Origin of the sequence: Cupriavidus basilensis (assembly GCF_000876015.1) — a bacterium.
In the GTDB taxonomy this organism is placed as follows: Bacteria; Pseudomonadota; Gammaproteobacteria; order Burkholderiales; family Burkholderiaceae; genus Cupriavidus; species Cupriavidus basilensis_B.
The window spans coordinates 281,047-299,188 of the sequence record NZ_BBQM01000011.1; the positions used below are offsets into that span (position 1 = coordinate 281,047).

Consider the following 18,142-nt stretch of genomic DNA (forward strand, 5'->3'; position numbering starts at 1 on the left):
TAAATGGTCGCAGTCAAGACTGGATTGCCGCGTCGACGTTTCGACGTGGTCATCGTCGGGGCGGGCGGCGCCGGGATGCGCGCATCCCTCCAGCTCGCGGAAGCCGGCCTGAACGTGGCCGTGCTGTCCAAGGTGTTCCCCACGCGCTCGCACACCGTCGCGGCGCAGGGCGGCATCGGCGCCTCGCTCGGCAACATGAGCGAGGACAACTGGCACTATCACTTCTACGACACCATCAAGGGTTCCGATTGGCTGGGCGACCAGGACGCGATCGAATTCATGTGCCGTGAAGCGCCCAAGGTGGTCTACGAGCTCGAACACTTCGGCATGCCGTTCGACCGCAACGCCGACGGCACCATCTACCAGCGCCCGTTCGGCGGCCACACCTCGAACTACGGCGAGAAGCCGGTCCAGCGCGCCTGCGCCGCGGCCGACCGCACCGGCCACGCGCTGCTGCACACGCTGTACCAGCGCAACGTGCGCGCCAAGACCCACTTCTTCGTCGAATGGATGGCGCTGGACCTGATCCGCGACGAGGACGGCGACGTGCTGGGCGTGACCGCGCTGGAAATGGAAACCGGCGAAGTCTACATCCTCGAAGCCAAGACCACGCTGTTCGCCACCGGCGGCGCGGGCCGCATCTACGCCGCTTCCACCAATGCCTTCATCAACACCGGCGACGGCCTGGGCATGGCGGCGCGCGCGGGCGTGCCGCTGGAAGACATGGAGTTCTGGCAGTTCCACCCGACCGGCGTGGCCGGCGCGGGCGTGCTGATCACCGAAGGCGTGCGCGGCGAAGGCGGCATCCTGCGCAACAAGGACGGCGAGCGCTTCATGGAGCGCTACGCGCCGACGCTGAAGGACCTGGCACCGCGCGACTTCGTCTCGCGCTCGATGGACCAGGAAATCAAGGAAGGCCGCGGCTGCGGCCCGAACGGCGACTACGTGCTGCTGGACCTCACCCACGTCGGTGCGGACACCATCATGAAGCGCCTGCCGTCGATCCGCGAAATCGGCCTGAAGTTCGCCAACGTCGACGCGATCAAGGAACCGATTCCCGTGGTCCCGACCATCCATTACCAGATGGGCGGCATCCCGACGAACCTCCACGGCCAGGTGGTGGCGCCGAAGAACGGCAACCCCAACGAGGTCATCAACGGCTTCTACGCGATCGGCGAATGCTCGTGCGTGTCGGTGCACGGCGCCAACCGCCTGGGCACCAACTCGCTGCTGGACCTGGTGGTGTTCGGCCGTTCGGCCGGCAACCACATCGCCGCGACCGCGATCAAGCAGAAGGAGCACAAGCCGCTGCCGGCCGACGCCGCCGACCGCGCGCTGTCGCGCCTGGCCAAGCTGCAGTCGTCGTCGTCGGGCGAGTACACCCAGGACGTGGCCAACGACATCCGCAAGAACATGCAGTCGCATGCCGGCGTGTTCCGCACGCAGAAGCTGATGGACGAAGGCGTCGAGCGCATCCTGGAAGTGACCGAGCGCGCTGCCAACATCCACCTCAAGGACAAGTCCAAGGTCTTCAACACCGCGCTGGTGGAAGCCCTGGAAGTGTCCAACCTGGTGGAAGTGGCCAAGGCGACCATGATCTCGGCGGCAGCCCGCAAGGAATCGCGCGGCGCGCACGCCCACAGCGACTTCCCCAATCGCGACGATCAGAACTGGCTCAAGCACACGCTGTTCTACAGCGAAGGCAATCGCCTCGACTACAAGCCGGTGAAGATGGAGCCGCTGACGGTGGAAAGCGTTCCGCCCAAGGCCCGGACCTTCTGAGCACCGCGTCGAAGAGCTAAACAGGACCCACAGAAATGAAGCGTATTTTCGAAGTCTACCGCTACGATCCGGACAAGGATGCGGCACCCCGCATGCAGACCTACGAGGTCGAGCTGGACGGTCACGAGCGCATGCTGCTGGACGCGCTGGTCAAGCTGAAGAAGCTCGACGAGTCGATCTCGTTCCGCCGCTCGTGCCGCGAAGGCGTGTGCGGTTCGGACGCCATGAACATCAATGGCAAGAACGGCCTGGCCTGTCTGACCAACATGCGCGAGCTGCCGGACCGCATCGTGCTGCGCCCGCTGCCCGGCCTGCCGGTCGTGCGCGACCTGATCGTCGACATGACGCAGTTCTTCAAGCAGTATGATTCGATCAAGCCGTACCTCATCAACGACGAGCCGCCGCCCGAGAAAGAGCGCCTGCAGTCGCCCGAGGAGCGCGACGAGCTCGACGGCCTGTACGAATGCATCCTGTGCGCGAGCTGCTCGACGTCGTGCCCGTCGTTCTGGTGGAACCCGGACAAGTTCGTCGGCCCGGCCGGCCTGCTGCAGGCCTACCGCTTCATCGCGGACAGCCGCGACCAGGCCACCGGCCAGCGCCTGGACGACCTGAACGACCCGTACCGCCTGTTCCGCTGCCACAGCATCATGAACTGCGTCGACGTCTGCCCGAAGGGGCTGAACCCGACCAAGGCCATCGGCAAGATCAAGGAGCTGATGGTTCGCCGCTCGGTCTGACCGCGCGGTGGTTGTAAGCGGCGCGTCAGCCCGGGCCTGCACCATGCAGCCCGGGCGATGCGCCGGAAGTAGGTAGGGACCTATGAGCGAAAGTACTTCCCCCAGTTTCTCCCACCAGGCCGATCCGCACCGGCGTGCGCGATTGCGCTGGCGCGCGCGGCGCGGCCTCCTGGAGAACGACATCATCGTCGAACGTTTTTTCAACCGTTACGAGCAAAACCTGTCCGATGAGGACGTGGCTTCGCTCTCCCAGCTGTTCGAGCTGGGCGACAACGAGTTGATGGACCTGCTGCTTGCCCGCAAGGAGCTGGACGGTGAGCTCGACACGCCCCCGATGCGGCATGTGATCTCTCTGCTGCGTTCGGTCTGAGTATCGTCAACATCATTAGTCAAGCATTTGAAGGAACCGACATGACACCGTCCGATGTGAAAGCCACGCTATCGTTTTCCGATGGTTCCCCCAGCGTTGAGCTGCCGATTTACACCGGTACCGTAGGTCCGGACGTAATCGATATTCGCAAGCTGTACGGTCAAACCGGTAAGTTCACTTACGACCCCGGTTTCATGTCGACGGCTTCGTGCAACTCGAAGATCACCTATATCGACGGCGACAAGGGCGAGCTGCTGTACCGCGGCTACCCGATCGAGCAGCTGGCCACCAAGTGCGATCACCTGGAAACCTGCTACCTGCTGCTCAAGGGCGAGCTGCCCAACGCCAAGCAGAAGGAAGAGTTCGTCGACGCCGTGATGAACCACACGATGGTTCACGAGCAGATGCAGTTCTTCCTGCGCGGCTTCCGCCGCGATGCCCATCCGATGGCCGTGCTGACGGGCCTGGTGGGCGCCATGAGCGCGTTCTACCACGACGCGATGGACATCGACGATCCGCATCAGCGCGAAATCTCCGCGATCCGCCTGATCGCCAAGATGCCGACCCTGGTCGCGATGGCCTACAAGTACAACATCGGCCAGCCGTACGTCTACCCGCAGAATGACCTGTCCTACTCGGGCAACTTCATGCGCATGATGTTCAGCACGCCGTGCGCGCCGTACACCGTGAATCCGGTGCTCGAGCGCGCGCTCGACCGCATCTTCATCCTGCACGCCGACCACGAGCAGAACGCCTCGACCTCGACCGTGCGCCTGGCCGGCTCGTCGGGCACCAACCCGTTCGCCGCCATCGCCGCCGGCGTGGCCTGCCTGTGGGGTCCGGCCCACGGCGGCGCCAACGAAGCCGCGCTGAAGATGCTCGAGGAAATCGGCAGCGTCGACAACATCACCGAGTTCATCAAGCAGGTCAAGGACAAGAACTCGGGCGTGCGCCTGATGGGCTTCGGCCACCGCGTGTACAAGAACTACGATCCGCGCGCCAAGCTGATGCGCGAAACCTGCTACGAAGTGCTCAACGAACTGGGCCTGCACAACGACCCGCTGTTCAAGCTGGCGATGGAGCTGGAAAAGATCGCGCTGGAAGACGAATACTTCGTCAGCCGCAAGCTGTACCCGAACGTCGACTTCTACTCGGGCATCGTGCAGCGCGCGCTGGGCATCCCGACCTCGCTGTTTACCTGCATCTTCGCGCTGGCCCGCACCCCGGGCTGGATCTCGCAGTGGGAAGAGATGATCACCGATCCGGAATACAAGATCGGCCGTCCGCGCCAGCTGTTCAACGGCGCGGCCAGCCGCGACGTGCCGGAAATCGGCAAGCGCTGATTTTCCGCGGCGGGCGGCCCGCGCGGCCGCCCGCGGCAGTGCCACGAGCAGTGCAGCAATACCAGACGCCCCGGCTTGCCGGGGCGTTTGTCATTCAAGGCCGGCACCGCTTTGTGCATTGCGGGAGAATCATTGCCGCCCAGGTGGTGAAACCGGCAATTTCTGGCCATTTGTGCCGTGGTTGAGCCGCTAAGGTCCTCATTAATTGTGCAGATTTGATGCCGGACGGGAAATTTGCCCCTATAATGCGGGCTGCTTTGCCGACAGCAGCCGGGCCACCCTTCCGGATTGCGCCGCGGCGAGCGGGGCAGGCGAATCACCTGCGCAATAGAGAACGCATCCACGTTGTCTTTCCGAACCAAGGTCCTTCGCCACGGCGCGGGGCTGACACATGCCGGGCCCCGCATACGCTGTTCATTGTCTTCGTCGGCCCGTCTTCCGCGCTCGGGCGTTTTTCTCGGCGGTAGTTCGCGGGTGTTGTTCGATTGCGCAGGTCATGCCGCCACCAGCCCGTGACCACTACATAATCGAGGAGCTCCTGATGACGCTGTCCCGTCTTACGTCCATCTCCCTGGCCGCCGCACTGGCGGCCTTCGGCGCCGCCGCCCACGCGGAAACCGTCAAGATCGCCATCGCCGGCCCCATGAGCGGCTCGGTTGCGCAGTATGGCGACATGGTCAAGGCCGGCGCGCTGACCGCCATCGAGCAGATCAACGCGGCCGGCGGCGCCGGCGGCAACAAGTTCGAAGTGGTGCTGATGGACGACGCCTGCGAACCGAAGCAGGCCGTCGCCGTCGCCAACAAGATCGTCAGCCAGAAGATCAGGTACGTGATCGGCCACGTGTGCTCGGGTTCCACGATCCCGGCCTCCGACATCTACGAGAACGAAGGCGTCGTGATGGTGACGCCGTCGGCCACCGCGCCGCAGCTCACCGAGAACAAGAAGCGCAAGTTCATCTTCCGCACCATCGGCCGCGACGACCAGCAAGGCCCGGCCGCCGCCCAGTACATCATCGCCAAGGTCAAGCCCAAGAAGGTCGCCGTGCTGCACGACAAGCAGTCGTACGGCCAGGGCATCGCCTCGTCGGTGAAGAAGGACCTGGAAGCCGCCAAGATCCCGGTGGCCGTGTTCGAAGGCATCAACGCCGGCGACTCCGACTACTCCGCGGTGATCACCAAGCTCAAGTCGCAGGGCGTGGACTTCGTCTACTTCGGTGGCTACCACCCCGAGATGGGCCTGCTGCTGCGCCAGGCGCGCGAGCAGGGCGTCAAGGCCACCTTCATGGGCCCCGAAGGCGTGGGCAACAAGGACGTGACGGCCATCGCCGGCCCGGCCTCCGAAGGCATGCTGGTGACGCTGCCGGCCGACTTCTCGGCCGACCCGGCCAACGCCGCGCTGGTCAAGGCCTTCGCCGACAAGAAGCGCGACGCCAACGGCCCGTTCCAGATGCCGTCGTACGCCGCGGTGCAGATCATCGGCGACGCCATCGCCGGCGCCAAGAGCACGGACCCGGCCAAGGTTGCCGCGTACATGCACAAGAACGCCTTCCAGACCCCGATCGGCAAGGTCGAGTACGACGCCCAGGGCGACCTCAAGTCGTTCAAGTTCGTCGTCTTCACCTGGCACAAGGACGCCACCAAGACCGCAGCCAACTAAGCCGCACATCGGCTTCGCACGCCCCGCCCGGCATACCGGCGGGGCGTTTTGGTATCGGGCCGCGGCCCGGCCGGCCCGCGCGCCGCGGCATGAGCGCGGCGCGCGCGGCATCCGTCCTGTCCGGCCTCGCCGGTCCCGGGGCTCGCCGCTTTCAAGGCGCCGGTTTCAAAGTAATGGGGCTTCCCGCATGAACGAGTTCCTTCCACAGTTCACCCAGCAGCTGGTCAACGGCCTGACGCTGGGTGCGATCTATGCGCTGATCGCCATCGGCTACACGATGGTCTACGGCATCATCGGCATGATCAACTTCGCCCACGGCGAGATCTACATGATCGGCGCCTACGTGGGCCTGGTGACGCTCACCGCGATCGGCGTGCAGGCCGGGTATCCGCTGCCGCTGGTGCTGGGCGCCGCCTTGCTGGTGTCGGTGCTGGTCACCGGCATGTACGGCTTCGCCGTCGAGCGCGTGGCCTACCGGCCGCTGCGCGGCGGGCCGCGGCTGGTGCCGCTGATCTCCGCCATCGGCATGTCCATCTTCCTGCAGAACTACGTGCAGATCGGGCAGGGCGCGCGCGACGTCTCCGTGCCCGTGCTGATCTCCGGCGCCATCGAATTCCAGATGGGCGGCGACTTCACCGTGACCGTGCCGTACTCGCGCCTGCTGATCGTCGGCGTGACGCTGGTGCTGATGGTGGCGCTGACGCTGTTCATCGGCCACTCGCGCATGGGCCGCGCCTGCCGCGCCTGCGCCGAGGATATGCGCATGGCCAACCTGCTCGGCATCGACACCAACCGCGTGATCTCGTTCACGTTCGTGCTGGGCGCGATGCTGGCCGCCGTGGGCGGCGTGCTGATCGGCCTGACCATCGGCAAGCTCAATCCGTTCATCGGCTTCGTGGCCGGCATCAAGGCCTTCACCGCGGCGGTGCTGGGCGGCATCGGCAGCATTCCCGGCGCCATGCTGGGCGGCGTGCTGCTGGGCCTGGCCGAGACCTTCGCCTCCGGCTACATGCCGGCCGAGTACAAGGACGTGGTGGCCTTCGGCCTGCTGGTGCTGATCCTGCTGTTCCGCCCGACCGGCCTGCTCGGCAAGCCGGACGTGGAAAAAGTCTGAGGAGCGCGCGATGAGAAACGACGCATCGATGGGGCAATCCCTCAAGAACGCGATTACCGCGGCGGTCATGACCGCCATCCTCACCGTGCCGGTGCTGGGCCTGCAGCTCAAGCTCGACGGCTACAAGGTGGTGCTCGAGCCGCACTGGCAGCCGGTCTGGCTGGCGGTCGGCGCGGTCTTCCTGTTCCAGTTGTGCAAGCCGCTGTTCCTGCGCGCGAGCGCCGGCATCAGGCTGCCGGCGATGCCGGCGCTGGGCGCGGACCGCCAGCGCAAGGTGATCTGGCTGCTGCTGGCCGCCGGGCTGGTGTGGCCGTTCTTCGGCTCGCGCGGCGCGGTGGACGTGGCCACGCTGGCGCTGATCTACGTGATCCTGGGGCTGGGCCTGAACATCGTGGTCGGCTACGCCGGCCTGCTCGACCTGGGCTACGTGGGCTTCTACGCCGTGGGCGGCTACACCTACGCGCTGCTCAACCAGTATTTCGGCCTGACCTTCTGGGAATGCCTGCCGATCGCCGCCTGCATGTCGGCCACCTTCGGCTTCCTGCTGGGCTTCCCGGTGCTGCGGCTGCGCGGCGACTACCTGGCCATCGTCACGCTGGGCTTCGGCGAGATCATCCGCCTGCTGCTCAACAACCTGACCAGCCTCACCGGCGGCCCGGACGGCGTCTCGGGCATTCCCAAGCCGACCGTGTTCGGCATCGAGATGGCGCGCAGCGCCAGCGTGGAGGGCGTCAAGACCTTCCACGAGCTGCTCGGCTGGGACTACAGCGGCGAGCACATGGTGATCTTCCTCTACCTGCTGGCGCTGCTGCTGGTGGCCTTCACGCTGTTCGTCACCAGCCGGCTGATCCGCATGCCGATGGGGCGCGCGTGGGAAGCGCTGCGCGAGGACGAGATCGCGTGCCGCTCGCTGGGCCTGAACCCGACCCGCATCAAGCTGTCGGCGTTCACGCTGGGCGCGGCCTTCGCCGGCCTCGGCGGCGCCTTCTTCGCCGCGCGCCAGGGCCTGGTCAATCCCGAATCGTTCACCTTCATCGAGTCCGCGCTGATCCTGGCGGTGGTGGTGCTGGGCGGCATGGGCTCGCAACTGGGCGTGATCCTGGCCGCGATCCTGCTGACCGTGCTGCCCGAGGTGGCGCGCGGCTTCGCCGAGTACCGCATGCTGATCTTCGGCCTGGTGATGGTGCTGATGATGATGTGGCGTCCGCAGGGCCTGCTGCCCGCGAGCCGCCCCCACGTGGAGTTGCCGCAATGAGCCAGGCACACCAAGTACAACCGGCGGAACTGCTGAAGGTCTCCGGCCTGCAGATGCGCTTCGGCGGCCTGCTGGCCGTGGACGGCATCGATTTCGACGTGCGCCGCGACGAGGTCTTCGCCATCATCGGCCCCAACGGCGCCGGCAAGACCACGGTGTTCAACTGCGTGGGCGGCTTCTACCGGCCCACCGCGGGCGAGGTCACGCTGGACGGGCATTCGATAGCCCGCCTGCCGAGCCACCAGGTGGCGCGCCGCGGCCTGGTGCGCACGTTCCAGAACATCCGCCTGTTCAGGCAGCTCACGGTGGTCGAGAACCTGCTGGTGGCGCAGCACCTGCAGGTGCGCGCCGGCCTGCTGCACGGCCTGTTCGCCACGCCGGCCTACCGCCGCGCCGAGCGCGCGGCGCTGGAGCGCGCCGCGGTCTGGCTCGAGCGCATGGGCCTGCGCGACGTGGCCAACCGCGAGGCGGGCACGCTGTCGTACGGCCACCAGCGCCGGCTGGAGATCGCGCGCTGCATGATCACCAACCCGCGCCTGCTGATGCTCGACGAGCCCGCCGCCGGCCTCAACCCGCAGGAGAAGGTCGTGCTGTCGCAGCTGATCGACCAGCTGCGCCGCGAGTTCAACATCTCGGTGCTGCTGATCGAGCACGACATGAGCCTGGTGATGGGCGTGTCCGACCGCATCCTGGTGATGGAGCACGGCCGCCCGATCGTGGTCGGCAAGCCCGCCGAAGTGCGCAACGACCCGCGCGTGATCAAGGCCTACCTGGGAGAGGACTAAATGCTGAAGCTGGAACAGGTCCATACCCACTATGGCGCCATCGAGGCGCTGTCGGGCGTGTCGATCGAAGTGAACAAGGGCGAGATCGTCACGCTGATCGGCAGCAACGGCGCCGGCAAGACCACGCTGATGATGACCGTGTGCGGCTCGCCGCGCGCCTCCAGCGGGCGCGTGCTGTTCGAGGGGCAGGACATCACGCGCCTGCCCACGCACGAGATCATGCGCCTGGGCATGGCGATCTCGCCGGAAGGGCGGCGCGTGTTTCCCAGCCTGTCCGTGCTGGAAAACCTCAAGATGGGCGGCTTCTTCGGCAAGCGCGACGAGGTCGAGGCCAGCATCGAGCACGTCTACACGCTGTTCCCGCGCCTGAAACAGCGCTCGGGCCAGCGCGCCGGCACCATGTCCGGCGGCGAGCAGCAGATGCTGGCCATCGGCCGCGCGCTGATGAGCCGCCCGCGCCTGCTGCTGCTGGACGAGCCCACGCTGGGCCTGGCGCCGCTGGTGATCGCGCAGATCTTCGACATCATCCGCGCCATCCGCGACGAGGGCGTGACGGTGTTCCTGGTCGAGCAGAACGCCAACAAGGCGCTGGGCGTGGCCGACCGCGGCTACGTGCTGGAGACGGGCCGCGTGGTGCTGGCGGACACGGGCGCCAACCTGCTGGCCAACGACCGCATCAGGAGCGCCTACCTGGGCGGCTGACCTCTGGCGCTCTTCCCCGCGGCGGGGGAGGGCGCCAGCCCCTTTTCGCCATCGGCGAAATCCCCCTTTCGCCAATCACATTACATCGGCAGGCCCGATCCGCGCGGGCGGAGGCCGGCCGCGCGCTATCGCTGTGGCATAATCGATTGTGATGTCAAGCATTGCTGCAAGCTGCATTTCCTGCACGCATCCGGCGCGACAAAACCTCCCCGCAAACTACCGCGCGACGCCGCCAACCGTGCTGAACCGAACGGTCCCGGCCCGCCCATCGCATCATGGCCAAGACGCTTTACGACAAACTCTGGGATGACCACACCGTGCACGTCGAGGACGACGGCACGACGATGCTGTACATCGACCGCCACCTGCTGCACGAAGTCACCAGCCCGCAGGCGTTCGAAGGCCTGAAGCTCGCGCAGCGTCCGGTCTGGCGCATCAGCGCCAACCTGGCGGTGTCGGACCACAACGTGCCGACCACCGACCGCAGCCAGGGCATCGCCGATCCGGTCTCGAAGCTGCAGGTGGACACGCTGGACACCAACTGCGACGCCTATGGCATCACCCAGTTCAAGATGAACGACCTGCGCCAGGGCATCGTGCACGTGATCGGGCCGGAGCAGGGCGCCACGCTGCCGGGCATGACGGTGGTGTGCGGCGACTCGCACACCAGCACGCACGGCGCGTTCGGCGCGCTGGCGCACGGCATTGGCACCTCCGAGGTGGAGCACGTGCTGGCCACGCAGACGCTGCTGGGCAAGAAGGCGAAGAACATGCTGGTGCGCGTGGAAGGCAAGCTGCCGCGCGGCTGCACCGCCAAGGACATCGTGCTGGCGATCATCGGCAAGATCGGCACCGCCGGCGGCACCGGCTACACCATCGAGTTCGCCGGCTCGGCCATCCGCGAGCTGAGCATGGAAGGGCGCATGACGGTGTGCAACATGGCCATCGAGGCCGGCGCGCGCGCCGGGCTGGTGGCGGTGGACGACATCACGCTCGAGTACGTCAAGGGCCGCCCGTTCTCGCCGCAGGGCGTGGAGTGGGACCATGCCGTGGCCTACTGGCGCACGCTGCATTCCGACGCCGGCGCGCAGTTCGATCAGGTGGTGGAGCTGCGCGCGGAAGACGTGCGCCCGCAAGTGACCTGGGGCACCTCGCCCGAGATGGTGGTCAGCATCGAAGACCGCGTGCCGGATCCCGAGAAGGAAAAGGACCCGAACAAGCGCAACGCGATGGAGCGCGCGCTGGAGTACATGGGCCTGCAGCCCAACGTGCCGGTGAGCAGCATCAAGATCGACAAGGTCTTCATCGGCTCCTGCACCAACAGCCGCATCGAGGACATGCGCGCCGCCGCGTGGGTGGTGCAGAAGCTGGGCCGCCGCGTGGCCGGCAACGTGAAGCTGGCGATGGTGGTGCCGGGCTCCGGGCTGGTCAAGGCGCAGGCCGAGCGTGAAGGGCTGGACAAGGTCTTCAAGGCCGCCGGCTTCGAGTGGCGCGAGCCGGGCTGCTCGATGTGCCTGGCCATGAATGCCGACCGCCTCGATCCGGGCGAGCGCTGCGCGTCCACCTCGAACCGCAACTTCGAAGGCCGCCAGGGCGCGGGCGGGCGTACCCACCTGGTGAGCCCGGCGATGGCCGCCGCGGCCGCCATCGAGGGCCATTTCGTCGACATCCGCCGGCTCGGCTGAGGCGGACCGCGCTTCGTTATCCCACACACCGACACACGCCGTTTCATCATGAAATACGCCCTGACCGCCCTCGCATGCCTGTGCATGCTGCAACTTGCCGGCTGCAACACCGTGGCCGGCATCGGCAAGGACACCAAGGCAGCGGGCCACGCGCTCGAAAGCGCGGCCAGCAAGTAAGGAACCAGATCATGGACAAGTTCACTGTACACAGCGGGCTCACGGTGCCCCTGGACCGCGAGAACGTCGACACCGACGCCATCATCCCCAAGCAATTCCTCAAGTCGATCAAGCGCACCGGCTTCGGCCCCAACCTGTTCGACGAATGGCGCTACAAGGACGTGGGCCAGCCCGGCCAGGACAACAGCCTCCGTCCGCTCAACCCGGACTTCGTGCTGAACCAGCCGCGCTACCAGGGCGGCTCGATCCTGCTGGCGCGCCGCAACTTCGGCTGCGGCAGCTCGCGCGAGCACGCGCCGTGGGCGCTCACGCAATACGGCTTCCGCGCCGTGATCGCGCCGAGCTTCGCCGACATCTTCTTCAACAACTGCTACAAGAACGGCCTGCTGCCGGTGGCGCTGACCGAATTGCAGGTCGACCACCTGTTCAACGAGACCAATGCGTTCAACGGCTACAAGCTGACCATCGACCTGGACAAGCAGGTGGTGCTCACGCCGGGCGGCGACGCCTATGCGTTCGACATCGCGCCGTTCCGCAAGTACTGCATGCTCAACGGTTTCGACGACATCGGCCTGACCCTGCGCCATGCCGACAAGATCAAGGCATACGAGGCCGAGCGCGTGACCCGGATGCCGTGGCTGAACAACCGCGTGGTCGGCTGAGCCGGCGCAGACACAACAAGGAAGACACAGCATGAAAATCGCAGTCCTGCCGGGTGACGGCATCGGTCCCGAGATCGTGGCGGAAGCCGTCAAGGTCCTGAACGCGCTCGGCGAGAAGTTCGAGCTGGAAAGCGCGCCCGTGGGCGGCGCCGGCTACGAGGCCAGCGGCCATCCGCTGCCCGACGCCACGCTCAAGCTGGCCAAGGAAGCCGACGCCATCCTGTTCGGCGCCGTGGGCGACTGGAAGTACGACAAGCTGGAGCGCGCGCTGCGCCCCGAGCAGGCCATCCTGGGCCTGCGCAAGCACCTGCAGCTGTTCGCCAACTTCCGCCCGGCGATCTGCTATCCCGAGCTGACCGGCGCCTCGAGCCTGAAGCCCGAGCTGGTGGCCGGCCTCGACATCCTGATCGTGCGCGAGCTCAACGGCGACATCTACTTCGGCCAGCCGCGCGGCATGCGCGAGGCGCCGGACGGCCCGTTCCAGGGCGCGCGCGAAGGCTTCGACACCATGCGCTACAGCGAGCCGGAAATCCGCCGCATCGCGCACGTGGCGTTCCAGGCCGCGGCCAAGCGCGGCAAGAAGCTGTGCAGCGTGGACAAGGCCAACGTGCTCGAGACCTTCCAGTTCTGGAAGGACATCGTCACCGACGTGCACAAGGAATACCCGGAAGTCGAGCTGTCGCACATGTACGTCGACAACGCGGCCATGCAACTGGTCAAGGCGCCCAAGAGCTTCGACGTGATCGTCACCGGCAACATGTTCGGCGACATCCTGTCGGACGAGGCCGCCATGCTGACCGGCTCGATCGGCATGCTGCCGTCGGCTTCGCTGGACGCCAGCAACAAGGGCCTGTACGAGCCGTCGCACGGCTCGGCGCCGGACATCGCCGGCAAGGGCGTGGCCAATCCGCTGGCCACCATCCTGTCGGCGGCGATGATGCTGCGCTACTCGCTGGGCCGCGCCGAACAGGCCGACCGCATCGAGAACGCGGTCAAGAAGGTGCTGGCGCAGGGCTACCGCACCGGCGACATCCTGACGCCGGGCTGCAAGCAGGTCGGCACGCGCGAGATGGGCGAGGCGGTGCTGGCGGCGCTGTAAGCGCCAACGGCGCGGCGGCGCCGCCGCACGCCGGCAAGTCGGAAAGGCGCCCCGCGGGGCGCCTTTCCCTGCGTTTTCCCCCGCTTTTCTTTAATTTGTCCCCGATTTCGCGCGTGCGGCGCTGCCACAAAATCGTGTAGACTTTGCGGATGGTCCGAATCTTCCAGTCCCCCTCGACTGCCAGCCTCCTCCTGACTGCCACCAGCAGCCCGGCCGGCCTGGGTTCGCACGGCCACCCGCTTACCGCAACGACGATTAAAACCATTACCACCAAAGCGATCGGCTAGATCGTTCGTCGTGCCTGCTCGTCTTCCCCGCGCAGTCACGCCGGGCGAGGAAAGCGCGGGGAAGAAGTTCAAATCACATCCGAGGTAAGTCATGATTGTAGGTCTCGTCGGTTGGCGAGGAATGGTCGGCAGCGTCCTGATGCAACGCATGCAGGAAGAGCGCGATTTCGACCATATCGAGCCCGTTTTCTTCAGCACGTCCAACGCGGGCGGCAAGGCGCCGGCCCTGGCGAAGAACGAAACCACGCTGAAAGATGCCAACGACATCGAAGCGCTGAAGAAGTGCGACGTCGTGCTCACGGCGCAGGGCGGCGACTACACCACCGAGGTCTTCCCCAAGCTGCGCGCGGCGGGCTGGAAGGGCTACTGGATCGACGCGGCGTCCTCGCTGCGCATGAAGGACGATGCCATCATCGTGCTCGACCCGGTCAACCTCGGCGTGATCAAGGATGCGCTGTCCAAGGGCGTGAAGAATTTCATCGGCGGCAACTGCACGGTGAGCTGCATGATGATGGGCCTGGGCGGCCTGTTCCAGCACGACCTGATCGACTGGATGACCTCCATGACGTACCAGGCCGCGTCGGGCGGCGGCGCGCAGCACATGCGCGAGCTGCTGACCCAGTTCGGCACGCTCAACGCCTCGGTCAAGCCGCTGCTGGATGACCCGGCTTCGGCGATCCTCGAGATCGACCGCACCATCCTGGCGACCCAGCATGGCCTGTCGGCCGGCGAAACGAAGCAGTTCGGCGTGCCGCTGGCCGGCAACCTGATTCCGTGGATCGACAAGGACCTCGGCAACGGCGTGTCGCGCGAAGAGTGGAAGGGCGGCGCCGAAACCAACAAGATCCTGGGCCGCGGCGAAGGCTTCGTGGGCGCCACCGGCGCCGCGCCGATCGCCGTGGACGGCCTGTGCGTGCGCATCGGCGCGATGCGCTGCCATTCGCAGGCGCTGACCATCAAGCTGCGCCGCGACGTGCCGCTCGACGAGATCGAAGGCATGCTGGCGGCCAACAACCAGTGGGCCAAGGTGGTGCCGAACACGCGCGAGGCCAGCATGACCGACCTCACGCCGGCGGCCGTCACCGGCACGCTGACGATTCCCGTCGGCCGCCTGCGCAAGATGCAGATGGGCGGCGAGTACCTGTCGGCCTTCACCGTGGGCGACCAGCTGCTGTGGGGCGCGGCCGAGCCGCTGCGCCGCATGCTGCGCATCCTGATCGAGGCCTGATCGAAGGCGCCCGCCGGGGCGGGCCGGCAGCCGAGTCCCCGGAACGGGGTTTTTCGCGGCAGCCGCGCCACTGCGCGGTTTCGTTGCTGCCAGGCAACAAAAAACTGCCGCTTTGATGACAACGCCGCGCCTGTGCGCGGCGTTGTCGCGGGCGGCTGCCTATTTCTTCCAGCGTTGGGTCACAATACAGCCGGCATATGCCAGGCTGCGGAGGCGGTTGTCCGCGCGCCTGCAAGCACGCCTGCAAGTGTTGGCGCGGGGCTCAGTCGGGACGCTAACTTGCTGCGCTAAACCATTGATGTTAAGTTAATTTCACTACTAGAACACAACGGAGCACAAGGTGAGTGTGAGCCAACATCGCCGGAAAGATGCGCCTATCGCCCGCCAGCGCTGGTCAACGCTGGCCTTCACGGCACTCGGCTTGCTGCTCGCGCAGCCGGCCGCGTATGCCGCGGGGTTCGGGCAATTACGGGTACAGTCGAATCTGGGTCAGCCGCTACAGGCGGAAATCGATATCAGCGGTGTCAGCGCGGAGGAAGCGGACGGCCTTGCGGTCAAGCTCGCTTCGCCTGATGCCTATGCCAAGGCCGGCCTGACGTACCTGCCGGCGGTCAGCAGTCTGCGCCTGCAGGTCGAGCGCCGTCCCAACGGCAGCTACGTGGCGCGGGTGCGTTCCAACCAGCCGATCAGCGAGCCCTTCGTCGATATCCTCGTCGACATGACATGGCCGAGCGGCCGGGTGTCGCGCGCGTATACGTTCCTGCTCGATCCGGCCGGGGCCAAGCCGAGCAACCAGACCTTCTCGCCCACCACGGTGGTGCAGGCCGGCACGCCCGACGAGTCGGGCGCCACCGCGCCGGCGCCCAGCGCGGCGCCCGCGCCCGCTCCGGTGGCGGCCGCGCCCGCCGCCGCGCCCGCCACACCGGCCGCGCCGGCCGCGCGTACGCCGGCCAGGACGCCGGCACCGCCGCCGCGCCGCGCGGCGCCGCAGGTGGCCGAGGGCGCCGCGGCTGCCGCCGGTTCGTACACCGTGCAGCGTGGCGACAATCTTTCCTCGATCGCCGGCGAGGCGCTGCAGGGCCAGGATTCGGTCTCGCTCGACCAGATGCTGGTCGCGCTCTACCGCAACAATCCCAATGCGTTCGTCGGCGGCAACATGAACCGCCTCAAGGCGGGCGTGGTGCTGAAGGTGCCGAGCCAGCAGGAAGCGCAGGCGGTCGCGCCGCGCGCGGCGCGCCGCGAAGTGGTGGCGCGCACGCAGGGGTTCGAGGCCTATCGCGGCCGGCTCGCCACCGCGGCCGCCGCGCGCTCGGTGGAAGCCGAGAGCGGGCGCTCGCAGTCGGGCAACGTCACCGCGCGCGTGCAGGAGCAGGCCGCGCCGGCCGCCGGCCCGCGCGACGAGCTCAAGCTCAGCAAGCCCGAGCGCGGCGCCCAGGCGGCCGCCGCGACGGCGGAAGCCAATATCGCCAAGGAGCGCCAGCTCAAGGAAGCCGAGGCACGCCTCGCGCAGCTCGAGAAGAACGTCACCGACATGCAGCGGCTGGTCGAGCTGAAGAACGCCGAGATCGCCAAGCTGGGCCAGGCCCAGGCTGCCAAGGGCACGGCCAAGGAAGCGCCGGCGCCCGCGCCGGCCGTGGTGCCGGCGGACGCGGCCAAGGCGGACACTGCCAAGGCAGATGCGGCCAAGGCGGATGCCGCGCCCGCGCCGGCCGCTCCGGCGGTCAATGCCAGCGCGGCCGCCGCCACGGCTGCGGCCACCGCCGCCACGGCGGTTGCCACGGCGGCTTCGGCGCCCGCCGCGCCCGCCCCGGCCGCCGCCGCGAGCGGCGCCGGCGCGCAGGCCACCGCGGCTGCCGCGGCCAAGCCGGCCGCCGCCTCGGCGCCGGCGGCCAAGCGCCCGCCGCCGGTGGTGCAGCCCCAGCCCGTGGCGCAGCCGTCCTTCCTCGAGGACCTGCTGGCCAACCCGATGCTGCTGCCGGGCGGTGGCCTGCTGATCGCGCTGCTGGGCGGCTATGCCATCTACCGCCGCCGCCAGCAGCAGAAGGCCAGCGAGAGCGCCGCCTTCCAGGACAGCATCCTGTCGCAGGAAAGCACCGTCATGGCCGGCGCCCACTCGCTGTTCGGCACGGCGGGCGGGCAGAGCGTCGACACCTCGCAGCACAGCGTGTTCGGCGCGGATTTCCGCATCGGCAACAACGCCGCGGAAGCCAACGAAGTCGATCCGATCGCCGAGGCCGACGTCTATATCGCCTACGGGCGCGATGTGCAGGCCGAGGAGATCCTGCGCGAAGCCCTGGAGCAGGACCCTGAGCGCCAGGCGATCCGCCTCAAGCTCATGGAGATTTACAACAATCGTCAGGATGTGGAAGGTTTTCGCGTGATTGCAGAAGAAATGTTCGCCCAGACGGGCGGGCAGGGGGCGGAGTGGGCACAGGCGGCCGAGATGGGGCGCCGCCTGGAGCCGGACAACGCCTTGTACCTCACCGTGGCGCCGGATGTCGCGCAGAACGACACGACGACGCTGCCGGCGGACCAGTGGCGTACCCACGATCCCTCGCACGATCTGGCCGCGCCGCCGCGCGAGACGGCGCTGGGCGACCTCGGCGACCTGGCGCTGCCGCTCGACGGCTTCCCCGCGCCCGCGGCGGGCACGCCGATCACCGCGCCCGAATCGGCGGCGCTGGTGTTCGGCGCCGCCGAGGAGCCCTCGGCGCTGGCCGCGCGCCTGGACGACGGCCTGGACCTGCCCGCGCATGCCCAGCCCGCCAGCCACGACGCGCCGCCGCTCGACGTGCCCACGCGTAGCCGCCCGCTGGACTTCGACATGTCGGGCATCTCGCTCGACCTGAACCCGGCGGCGCCGGCCAGCGCCAATGCGGACCATCTGTCGGCCGCGCACGACGCGCCGCCGTCCGTGCCTTCGGTGTCGCTGCCCGCGCCCACCATGCTGCGCGACGGCAAGCTGTCCGAGCCGATCGACCTGTCGCGCGTGAGCGCGGAGAGCGGGCTGGACACCGCGCGCGGCATCTCGCCGAGCACGCTGTCCGCCGATCCCGCCGATGGCGGCCGCGACATGCAGATCAAGTTCGATCTGGCGCGCGCCTACATCGAGATCGGCGACAAGGAGGGCGCGCGCGAGCTGCTGCAGGAAGTGGTCGACCAGTCGCCGGAGCCCCTGCAGACCGAGGCCCGTTCCCTGCTGCGCGAGGTGGCCTGAGCAAGCCCGGCGGGCCAGGCTGTATCATGGCGGGCTGAGCGC

The 18,142-nt window shown here is 67.5% G+C and carries 15 protein-coding genes; all 15 read left to right on the forward strand.

Annotated features, from left to right (window positions below; genetic code table 11):
• Positions 1–3: 3 nt before the first annotated feature.
• The 15 genes from sdhA to KF708C_RS07575 all read left to right on the forward strand — a co-directional run bounded on the left by sdhA (position 4) and on the right by KF708C_RS07575 (position 18,100).
• Entirely contained in the window at positions 4–1,782 is a 1,779-nt protein-coding gene (gene sdhA, locus KF708C_RS07505) for a succinate dehydrogenase flavoprotein subunit (RefSeq protein ID WP_029043134.1), read from the forward strand.
• A gap of 35 nt (positions 1,783–1,817) precedes the next feature.
• On the forward strand, positions 1,818–2,519 hold the full coding sequence (locus KF708C_RS07510; protein ID WP_020200774.1) for a succinate dehydrogenase iron-sulfur subunit: 702 nt from the start codon (positions 1,818–1,820) through the stop codon (positions 2,517–2,519).
• A gap of 82 nt (positions 2,520–2,601) precedes the next feature.
• On the forward strand, positions 2,602–2,889 hold the full coding sequence (locus KF708C_RS07515) for an FAD assembly factor SdhE (protein WP_059411347.1): 288 nt from the start codon (positions 2,602–2,604) through the stop codon (positions 2,887–2,889).
• Positions 2,890–2,930: 41 nt separating this feature from the next.
• Positions 2,931–4,232: a citrate synthase gene (gltA, locus tag KF708C_RS07520; RefSeq protein ID WP_029043132.1), complete on the forward strand. Its 1,302-nt coding sequence runs from the start codon at positions 2,931–2,933 to the stop codon at positions 4,230–4,232.
• A 541-nt stretch (positions 4,233–4,773) separates the two neighbouring features.
• Positions 4,774–5,889 (forward strand): branched-chain amino acid ABC transporter substrate-binding protein, encoded by a 1,116-nt coding sequence (locus KF708C_RS07525; RefSeq protein WP_020200771.1) that lies wholly within the window; start codon positions 4,774–4,776, stop codon positions 5,887–5,889.
• Between the two features lie 187 nt (positions 5,890–6,076).
• Entirely contained in the window at positions 6,077–7,003 is a 927-nt protein-coding gene (gene livH, locus KF708C_RS07530; protein WP_020200770.1) for a high-affinity branched-chain amino acid ABC transporter permease LivH, read from the forward strand.
• A 10-nt stretch (positions 7,004–7,013) separates the two neighbouring features.
• Positions 7,014–8,258 carry a high-affinity branched-chain amino acid ABC transporter permease LivM gene (locus tag KF708C_RS07535; protein WP_029043131.1) on the forward strand — a complete coding sequence of 415 codons (1,245 nt, stop codon included), beginning with the start codon at positions 7,014–7,016 and terminating at the stop codon, positions 8,256–8,258.
• Positions 8,255–9,043, forward strand: a complete 789-nt coding sequence (livG, locus tag KF708C_RS07540; protein WP_059411348.1) for a high-affinity branched-chain amino acid ABC transporter ATP-binding protein LivG — start codon at positions 8,255–8,257, stop codon at positions 9,041–9,043. The genes KF708C_RS07535 and livG overlap by 4 nt, the downstream gene beginning before the upstream one ends.
• Positions 9,044–9,745 carry an ABC transporter ATP-binding protein gene (locus KF708C_RS07545; protein ID WP_059411349.1) on the forward strand — a complete coding sequence of 234 codons (702 nt, stop codon included), beginning with the start codon at positions 9,044–9,046 and terminating at the stop codon, positions 9,743–9,745.
• A 275-nt stretch (positions 9,746–10,020) separates the two neighbouring features.
• A complete protein-coding gene (gene leuC, locus KF708C_RS07550) occupies positions 10,021–11,430 on the forward strand; it encodes a 3-isopropylmalate dehydratase large subunit (protein ID WP_020200766.1) in 1,410 nt (469 codons plus the stop codon).
• Between the two features lie 48 nt (positions 11,431–11,478).
• Positions 11,479–11,607: an entericidin A/B family lipoprotein gene (locus KF708C_RS07555; RefSeq protein ID WP_196812830.1), complete on the forward strand. Its 129-nt coding sequence runs from the start codon at positions 11,479–11,481 to the stop codon at positions 11,605–11,607.
• Positions 11,608–11,618: 11 nt separating this feature from the next.
• Entirely contained in the window at positions 11,619–12,269 is a 651-nt protein-coding gene (gene leuD / locus KF708C_RS07560; RefSeq protein ID WP_020200764.1) for a 3-isopropylmalate dehydratase small subunit, read from the forward strand.
• A gap of 31 nt (positions 12,270–12,300) precedes the next feature.
• Positions 12,301–13,368: a 3-isopropylmalate dehydrogenase gene (leuB, locus tag KF708C_RS07565; protein ID WP_059411350.1), complete on the forward strand. Its 1,068-nt coding sequence runs from the start codon at positions 12,301–12,303 to the stop codon at positions 13,366–13,368.
• A gap of 378 nt (positions 13,369–13,746) precedes the next feature.
• Positions 13,747–14,883, forward strand: coding sequence for an aspartate-semialdehyde dehydrogenase (asd, locus tag KF708C_RS07570; RefSeq protein WP_029043129.1), 1,137 nt, complete (start codon positions 13,747–13,749; stop codon positions 14,881–14,883).
• Between the two features lie 340 nt (positions 14,884–15,223).
• Positions 15,224–18,100, forward strand: coding sequence for a FimV/HubP family polar landmark protein (locus tag KF708C_RS07575; RefSeq protein WP_059411351.1), 2,877 nt, complete (start codon positions 15,224–15,226; stop codon positions 18,098–18,100).
• Positions 18,101–18,142 lie beyond the last annotated feature (42 nt).